Annotated in this window: 7 protein-coding genes; 5 read left to right on the forward strand and 2 right to left on the reverse strand. The window is 55.9% G+C overall.

Annotation, left to right across the window (positions count from 1 at the left end; translation table 11 throughout):
• Positions 1-323: hypothetical protein (locus WC600_18195; GenBank protein ID MFA4904662.1), on the forward strand; the 323-nt coding region annotated here is incomplete at its 5' end.
• On the opposite strand, the gene WC600_18200 is transcribed toward WC600_18195, so the two are convergent.
• A complete protein-coding gene (locus WC600_18200) occupies positions 310-930 on the reverse strand; it encodes a DUF374 domain-containing protein (protein ID MFA4904663.1) in 621 nt (206 codons plus the stop codon). The two genes, WC600_18195 and WC600_18200, sit on opposite strands and share 14 nt — an antisense overlap.
• Positions 931-1033: 103 nt before the next feature.
• On the opposite strand from WC600_18200, the gene WC600_18205 reads away from it, so the two are divergent.
• Positions 1034-2353, forward strand: coding sequence for a radical SAM protein (locus tag WC600_18205; GenBank protein MFA4904664.1), 1320 nt, complete (start codon positions 1034-1036; stop codon positions 2351-2353).
• Here WC600_18205 and WC600_18210 read toward each other — a convergent pair.
• A complete protein-coding gene (locus WC600_18210) occupies positions 2339-4843 on the reverse strand; it encodes an adenylate/guanylate cyclase domain-containing protein (GenBank protein MFA4904665.1) in 2505 nt (834 codons plus the stop codon). The genes WC600_18205 and WC600_18210 overlap by 15 nt on opposite strands.
• Positions 4844-4909: 66 nt before the next feature.
• Between WC600_18210 and WC600_18215 the strand changes: the two genes are divergently transcribed.
• The 3 genes from WC600_18215 to WC600_18225 all read left to right on the forward strand — a co-directional run.
• On the forward strand, positions 4910-5689 hold the full coding sequence (locus WC600_18215) for a hypothetical protein (GenBank protein MFA4904666.1): 780 nt from the start codon (positions 4910-4912) through the stop codon (positions 5687-5689).
• Positions 5690-5693: 4 nt separating this feature from the next.
• Positions 5694-8045: a patatin-like phospholipase family protein gene (locus WC600_18220; protein ID MFA4904667.1), complete on the forward strand. Its 2352-nt coding sequence runs from the start codon at positions 5694-5696 to the stop codon at positions 8043-8045.
• Between the two features lie 12 nt (positions 8046-8057).
• Positions 8058-8331, forward strand: a 274-nt coding sequence (locus WC600_18225; GenBank protein MFA4904668.1) for a GTPase, incomplete at its 3' end; no start/stop codon positions are given.

An 8331-nucleotide genomic window follows, 5' to 3' on the forward strand; every position in this document is an offset into this window, starting at 1 on the left:
GCGGGCCGCTCCGCCTGGTCGGGCCGCCACTGACCTATCCGAGCCCGTTCAGCATCAGCAAGCAGAAGCTAGTGACCATCCAATACGGGTTGTCGGCTGACGCTAATATCGATATCTATGTCATCGGGGTTGGCGGGGTGAGAGCGAAGAAGTTCACCTTGATGGCCGGCGGCGAAGGTGGTTCAGCCGGGGTTAATAAAGTTACCTGGGATGGCCGGACCGATATGGGAACTCTCGCCGGTAATGCCATCTACGTCGGCAGTTTGATCTCCCGCGATGACGGGCGACTCCTCGGCAAATTCCGCCTGACTATCGTTGACTAAGGCGAAGCAGCTCTTGTTTGAGGGCTAGCGCGGCTTTGGCGCCCGGCCGGACCGGTTTCCCCACCTGTATCTTTACAGGTGAGAAAGGGAGCGGCACAAAATATTTATCCCAGCGCCAGAACAGGGTTAATTTGAACGGCGCAACCACCCCGATCGGTACAATTGATACCCCAGCTTTTTCCGCGATGTAATGAACCCCAGGCTTCACCTCATGGCTGGGGCCGATCGGCCCATCGACCGCGATCACTGCGTCGTGGCCTGATTTAAGGAGCTTGATCAAGCGGGCGGCGGAACGGGCCGCGGCGAGTTTGTCGTCGCCAGTCGGCGTCGGAATGGTCTCGTACCCGAGCCAGCGGGCGCATTGCCCCAGGATCCGGCCGCGCGCTTCGCTGGAGACGAGGATTGCCGCCCGGCGGCGACGGTAGAGGAAGAACATCACGAAGGTCTCCCGATGCCAGACGGCGAAGAGGCAATTTTTTCCTTCTTGCGCGGCCCGAACCTTAACCGGACCATCGCGGTTAAAACGGAGGGTGAAGCAAATCGCGTTGATGGCCAGGTAAAGAAGGCCGGCCTGGATAAGGATGTAGAGATCGAGCAGTAAGTTCATTATTCATATTTTAGCACAATTGCTTTTACCCCTATCCCCCATCCCCTTCCCCCTTATTAAGGGGGAAGGGGAGAAGAGGGGTTAGGGGTGTATAATTAATCTCATGAAGCTCCTCCTTATCCAGCCCTCCATGTACCAGGAAGTGGGTAAGCTGCTGAAGTTCCATAAGGCTTTTATTCCGGCGATCACCATGCCGACTTTGGCGGCCTTGACCCCGGAGGATGTTGAGGTCCAGATCGTCGACGAGCATGTTGACGAAGTTGACTTGGACGCCAAGGCCGACCTGGTCGGGCTGACCTGCCATACTTTTTCCGCTTCGCGCGCTTACGAGCTCGCCGACGAGTTCCGCCGGCGCGGCCGGAAAGTTGTGCTCGGAGGTATTCACCCGACGGTCTTGCCGGAAGAGGCCAAGGAGCACGCTGACAGCGTCATCATCGGCGAGGCCGAAGATAGCTGGGCCCAAGTGGTCAACGATTTCCGGGCCGGGACTCCGCGCCCCTTTTACCGCACCCCTTTTCCCGACCTGAAAAAACTAGTCATTCCCCGGATCGACCTGATCAATTTAAAGAAATATCAGAACATGCCCTTCTCTAATTTGCCGACGATCCCGCTCGAAACATCGCGCGGCTGTCCTTTTTCCTGCGATTTTTGCCTGGTGACCCAATTCTATGGCAGCCATCACCGCTCCAAGCCGGTCGCCAATGTTGTTCAGGAGATAAAAGCGACCGGTGCGAAGTATTATTTTTTCTGTGACGTTAATATCGGGGCGGATGTGAAGAGGGCGGAGGAACTTTTCCGCGCGCTCATCCCTTTAAAGATAAAGTGGGCGGGGCAATTCAATATCTTTGCCGCCCGGCACCCGGAGATGCTTCGTCTGGCCAAACAGAGCGGCTGTTACGCCGCCTACCTCGGGATAGAAAGTATCAATCCGGCCAGTTTAAAAAGCGTTAATAAGCAGATCAATAAGATCGATGATTATGCCCAGCAGTTAAAAGTCTTCCACGACTGTGGGGTCCCGGTCCACGGCAGTTTTGTTTTTGGTTTGGACGAAGATGACGAACAGACGATCGACCAGACGGTCGAGTTTGTCGACCGGAACCACCTGGACAAGGTCACTTACTATTTTCTTTTCCCGGTCCCGGGGACAGCGCAATATGAGCGGTTAAAGGCCGAGGGGAGAATGGTCCATGACCGTTACTGGCTGGATAAGTCCCGGTCGATCCTTGATGTCCATTATCAACCCAAAAAAATAAGCCGGGAAAGACTGCTGGCGAAGTTCTGGGAGGCTAATGACCGGACATTTTCGCTATCGTCGATAATTCAGCGTCTTTTCCTTCCCCCGCAGCCGCAGGCCCCGACCTCGTTCGTTTCCAATCTTTATTACCGGCGGATGATCAAACAGCGGCAGTTAACTTTCTCTTGAGAGGAGGCCCTGGAAGGTCAGATTAAGCAGGTCGCGCCGTTCAGCTTGCGTTTCTTCCTTGATCATTTTTCTGGTATGTTCGATCAATATAGCCGGGTCTTGTTTTCCATCCCAATTCAGGTAATAGCAGGGGACGGCCCCTTTATTCTTGGCCCAGATCACCGCTGGAACGAAAAGTTCCGCCTCGGTCAGCGGGGCGCGGCTCCCCTGGATATACTGCTCGTTAAAGTCGTTCAGGAGCTGTTGGCGTCCGGCCGGCGCTAAAGCGGCGTAGGTCGTCGCCCCGATCATTATTTGTCCGCGGACCACGGCGTGCTGCAGGCGGGCGGATACGTTGACCGCGTCGCCGATCACCGAGAATTCGATCTTGCTCTTCTCGTGGCCGAGGTTCCCGGCGATCACCATCCCGGTGTTCAGCCCGACCGACATCCCGAGCGGAGCAATCTGATGGCGCTGATACATCGCCCGCATTTCCGGGGACAAATTGATCTCCTCTAACTCCCTCTGGAGGCCGATCGCCGCCCAGACCGCTCCGCGGACGTCGCCTTCGACCCGGTCGGGGACGCCAAAATCGGCCATGATGCAGTCGCCGTCGTGTTTGTCGACCATCCCGCCGTTATTGACCACGATCGGGTCAAGACGGGAAAAGAGATGGGAGAGCATGTAAACGACCTTTTCCGGCTGGTCCTTTAAGATGTCGGACAGGGCGGTAAAACCGGAGACATCGGCGAACATGATCGTGGCGTCGTCGATCTTCTGGCCGCGCAGCTTGGAATAATCGCGTTCTTTGACCACCCGGAAGACCTTTTCTCCGAGATATGACCGGGTCGTTTCGTTCAGCTCTTCCTGCAGGACCTTGATCATGATCCCGGTCGAAGCCAGGCTGGCAAAGATCCGCCCCGCCTCGAACTGGCCGATCAGGCGCTTTTCTTCTTCCGCGCTCAATTTATCCGGAATGATCTCCGGATTGGTCACTTCCAGGCAGCCCAGACAAACTGCTTCGTCCCGCTCGTTGAATTCAAGCAAGCTGCGGATGAAATATGATTCCACCCCGACGATCGAAATAAGAAAACGGTTCTGCGGCCGAACATGGAACTGGTCGACATCTTCGATCATCAGGGCGACCGGTTTCAGGGCTGAAGTGCGGACATTCCCGACCGCTGATTCCAGACGCTGGTTAATGACCCCGATATCCAAGCCCCCTTTGCGGCAGGCCTCTTCGATCTTTAACCCCTTGCCGATCTTTTCCTCGCGTAAATTTGGATTGTTGGAACCGGCCGAGACAATTCTAATAATAGCCCCTGCCTGGACCAGGGGGATGACCACTCCAGCGCTTAAGTCAACTTGATCTAAGGTCACCTCTTCCAGCTTAACATAAGCATTCTCGTACGACTTGAGCTTGCCGACCGCGTCGGTCAGCGCCCCGGCAAAAGCGCCGGCGATCTTCCCTATCCCCGGGCCTGCTTTATCGCCCAGCATTCCCTTGACCATATGCTTGACCATTTCCGAGCCAGGTCTCAAGTTCCGCCGGTAAAGCTGGCGGCTCCCGTCCTGTTTTTCGACCGCCACCAAGTCTTCCCGGATCGAGAGATTTTCCCACTCTTCCAGGGCAATGAACCGGCCCCGTCCGTCAACGACCTGGGTTGGCGTCTGGCTCTCTTCTAAAGAGAGGGACATTTCCCGGGCCGATCCGGCCCGGCGCAAAGTTAGCACGTTGGCGTCAGTTAGCGCTTGTCCTTCGACCGCCAGCACGTAGCGGTAAGGGAGACCGATCTTGCCATCGGCTGATTGGACGACCCAACCGGCCGATTCGGAATACGGGGAGCGGCCGATCACCTGGTAGGCCCAGCGGGTCACCACATCGAACATCTCGGTAATATTCTCGATCAAGGTCTGGTTGGAGCTGGTCCGGTAGATCGCGCTCATGATCTCTAAATATGCCTGGTGGCCGAGATCGAGGTAGCGGACCTTGTCGCGCGCCTGTTCCAGGAGATGGTCGCGATGTTTCTGCAGTTCTTCCATCCGTCCGCCCACAGCCGCGGTTGAGCGTTCCGACAGCGCCTCCTGGGCGATCAGATGGTCGAGCGCGCGGGCGCTTTTGACCGGCACAAATGTGTCATAAAACCGCTTCCAGCTCCGATTCTCTATGATCCTTGCTTGGATCAGGACGCCTTTCTCCAATTTGGGAGCGGGCAAACCTTTTGGCCAGGCCGCGGTAATAGCGGCTAGCACATCCTCCTCAAAACCGGCCAAAGAGGCCCCCTTTAAGGCGACCCCGCGGCTGGCTGTTTCCCGGGCGAGATCGTTGCCGAGCAGTTGGTAGGTTACCTGGCCGGCAATTTTAACCGGCAGGCCATAGGCTTTGGCCAGGCGGCCGGCAATGTCGTAGAAATAAGCTAGTTTTTTAGACTGGGCGTTAAGCTCCGCCTGGCGGCGCAAACCGCGGCCGACCTGGATAAAGGGATAAGTTATAACTCGAGTGAAACCCATACGATTTGCTATCGATGGAATAGGGTGGTGATTTCACTTTTCCTGTAGGGAGCGTGTTATAATTTAATGATGCGTTTTTGGTTAATTTTACTGATTATTCTCTGTCCTTTGGCCGCCTGCGGCCTTTATCAGTCCAGCTTCTACGATTTCGACGGGGTGCTGGAATATAACTATCAGACCTACCGTAAGGAGAGCAAGGAAAAGCTCTTCGCGGAGAAGTTCACCCTCTCCAAGCTGAACGACCAGGGCCGCGAGTTCCTCGTCATCCAGAGTAGCAGCCAGGCGCTGGCGGCCAACCCGGAAAAGTTCGACAAGGAAACGATCACTTATTATCTGGTCAAAGGGCGGAAGATGAGCACCTATTGCCATGAGAACAAGACGGTCAGGAACAAGCGCCCATTTCTCTCGCTAAAGATCGCTTTCGACTGGGCGCAAAAAAAAGCGAATTACCGGTTGAACAATCAGGCGGAGAAAAGGCAGGAAAATTACAATTTTAATCTTTCCGATCGGACGATGCTGACCCACGATCTTGGCCCATTTTTCCAGGATATGGTCCTGAACCAGAAGAAGGACGAGCCGTTTACGGTGGTCTTCCCGACCGGCCGGATGCTTAATCTCCGGGCAAAAGTGGCCGGGAACGAACTGGTTAAAACGCGCTCTGGTGAGTATCTTTGCGAAAAGATCGAGATGAAACCGGACTTTAACCTCCTCGCCCTGCTGGCGCCGACGATCACTTTTTGGTTCATGACCGTTCCCCCCTACACTTTTGTTAAATATGAAGGCCCGGAGCGCGGCTTCAATTCTCCGGCCGTGGTCCAGGAACTGGTCGGCATTAATAAACCTTAATAAGATGCGCAAGTTAACCATTATTGTTCTGCTCCTGGCTGCGGTCCTGCTCGGTTTTTCCTCCGCCGCCTCCCCGCGGGTCGCGCTGGTCTTGAGCGGCGGGGTAGCGGCGCGCGGCCTCTCCGAGATCGGGGTCATCAAGGCGCTGGAAGAGGCGGGGATCCCGGTCGATTATGTGGCCGGCACCAGCATGGGGGCGGTTCTCGGCAGCTTGCTGGCGCAGGGCTACAGCGCCGACGAGATCGGGGCGATCGTCCGTTCGATCGACTGGCTGCAGGCCTTTGTCCAGGCCAGTGACTATCAGAATTTACTCTTCGGCGAAAAAGAGAACTACGGCAAATATTTGCTTAACCTGGAATTGGACGGTTTTAAGCCGCTGATCCCCAAGAGCCTGATCAACGCGCAGAAGCCATCGGTCATTTTTACCGGCATCTCGTTGCGCGCCCTGGAGATCAACGATTTTGATAAGCTTAAGGTCCCTTTTCGCGCCAATGCCACCGATTTGGAGTCTGGCGATGAGGTGGTCTTTAGCTCCGGCTACCTGCCTAAAGTGCTGCAAGCCTCCAGCGCCGTGCCGCTGATGTTCCCGCCGGTCGAGCTGGACGGGCGCCTGCTGATCGATGGCGGGGCGGTCAATAACCTGCCGGTCAACTTGGTTCGCGAATTCCAGCCGGACGTGATCGTCGCCGTCAACCTGGGGGGCGGGCTGAAAAAGAAGCGAGAGCTTAACTCGATCATCGCCATCCTGAACCAGAACCTCGCTTTTCTTCAGCGCGAAACGGTCGCGAAGCATCGCCAGGAGGCCGATATCCTGATCGAGCCGCAGATCGACGCCTACAGTTTCTCCGACTTCGACAAGCTTGACGAGATCATCGAAGTTGGTTACCGGGCGGCTAAAGCGCAAATGCCGCGGCTGCTTAAACTTCTTAAGGCGAAGGGCTATAAACCGGCAGCTAAACAAACGATCAAGAGCCCGGCCGTACCGGTGAAGTCGGTCGCCATTGTCGGGGAGAGCCTCTATCCGAAGTGGGTGCTTTATGGGCTCCTCTCCAGCGAGGCCAATGCCCCGCTGGATCCGCGGCGGGTTGAGCGGGACCGCCGCGCTCTGGAAAACAAGTATCTGGGCGATGGTTACGCGCTGGCCAGGGTCGCCAGCTCATTTGAAGCGGAAAGCGGCCGCTTGACCTTTAAGGTCTACGAGGGGAGGATCCGGCTGGTCGAATTCGTCGGCCGGCGCAACATTAGTGAACTCTACCTGAAGGACAAGATCAAGTATCGGCCGATCTTCAATAAAAAAGAGGTTGAGGAGAATATCGACCAGATCTACGCCAGCGGGAACTTTAGCAGCGTCAATTACCGCGCCGTGGCGGGGCCCAGCGGGTACACCCTCCAGTACTTGGTCCAGGAAAAGAACTACAACAACCTGGCGGTCGGCCTTCATTACGACACCTATGAGCAGCTCTCGCTCCTAGCCGACCTGACTTTAAGCTTCAGCAAGACCAGGAATTTTAAACAGATCGTCAGCCTGAAGGTCGGCAACGAATACAATTACGAACTGAACACGGAGTTCGCTCCCAATCAGTTCGGCCAGGACCTGATCGGCGGTTTTGATCTTTTTTACGGCCTGATCAATCAGGATATTTATGGCGGTACGCAGGTCGCCTCGACCTACGGGATCCTTTCCGCCGGCGGCAGCTTGCGGCTGATCGCCAATATCGAACCGGTCGGCCAGGTGACCGGCGGCCTGGAGGTTTTCAAGGCTTCTTACCAGCGGCTCTTTTCACTCCTGCCGGACGAGAATATCGCCAAGCTTTATCTGCGGACCAAGATCGATTCACTGGACAACCCCATCTTGCCCAAAAAAGGGGTGTTGGTCGGCTTGGAATATCAGCAAGGACTCCGTACCCTAGGGGGAAGTTTCGATTTTACCAAGACGATGCTTGATCTGGCCGGATATCTTCCGGTCCGCGAACAGCAGACCCTCTTTGCCAAAAGCCGGATCTATCTTGGTAAAGGGAATGTTCCTTTTTCGGAATTCTATCCGCTGGGGGGCGAGGCGACCCTGCTTGGCTACGGCCGGAACCAATTCCTGGGGAAAGATCTGGTCTCGCTCCGGCTCGGTTACCGCTTTCCGGTCTATGTTCCGGCCAACCAGCTGATCGAGGGGGTATATTTATCCCTGTTACAAGATCTGGGGGTCAGCGGGCTGCAGGTCGATCAGATCAAATTTGAGAATGTAAAATACGGCAGCGGCGCGGAGATCCAGTTCAACACGATGCTGGGTCTGGCCGGCCGGGCCAATCTCGGCTTCGGCCAGGCGGCCTATTTCTACTTAGCGGTCGGTAATAACTTCTAGTTAAGGACGAACTTGCTGGTCGAAGCAGTCCCGCCGGCCGGGGACACGGTCAAAGCAAGATTATGTTATAATCCCGACATGGGTTTTACCCTCGGTATCGTCGGTTTGCCTAACGTCGGTAAATCGACCCTTTTTAATCTTCTGGCCCAGGCCAAAGCGGACGTCTCCAACTATCCGTTCACAACTATTAAGCCGAATGTCGGCGTCGTCGCCGTGCCGGACGAGCGGGTCGCCCAGATCGCCGCGGTCGTTGGCTCGGCTAAAACCGTTCCGACTGTCATCGGGT

The organism is Desulfobaccales bacterium (genome assembly GCA_041648175.1).
In the GTDB taxonomy this organism is placed as follows: Bacteria; Desulfobacterota; Desulfobaccia; order Desulfobaccales; family 0-14-0-80-60-11; genus 0-14-0-80-60-11.

Excerpts from the sequence above, each read along its gene's own strand:
- WC600_18215 (MFA4904666.1), top strand. The coding sequence starts at position 4,910 with ATGATGCGTTTTTGGTTAATTTTACTGATTATTCTCTGTCCTTTGGCC.
- WC600_18220 (MFA4904667.1), top strand. The coding sequence starts at position 5,694 with ATGCGCAAGTTAACCATTATTGTTCTGCTCCTGGCTGCGGTCCTGCTC.
- WC600_18205 (MFA4904664.1), top strand. The coding sequence starts at position 1,034 with ATGAAGCTCCTCCTTATCCAGCCCTCCATGTACCAGGAAGTGGGTAAG.
- WC600_18200 (MFA4904663.1), bottom strand. The coding sequence starts at position 930 with ATGAACTTACTGCTCGATCTCTACATCCTTATCCAGGCCGGCCTTCTT.
- WC600_18210 (MFA4904665.1), bottom strand. The coding sequence starts at position 4,843 with ATGGGTTTCACTCGAGTTATAACTTATCCCTTTATCCAGGTCGGCCGC.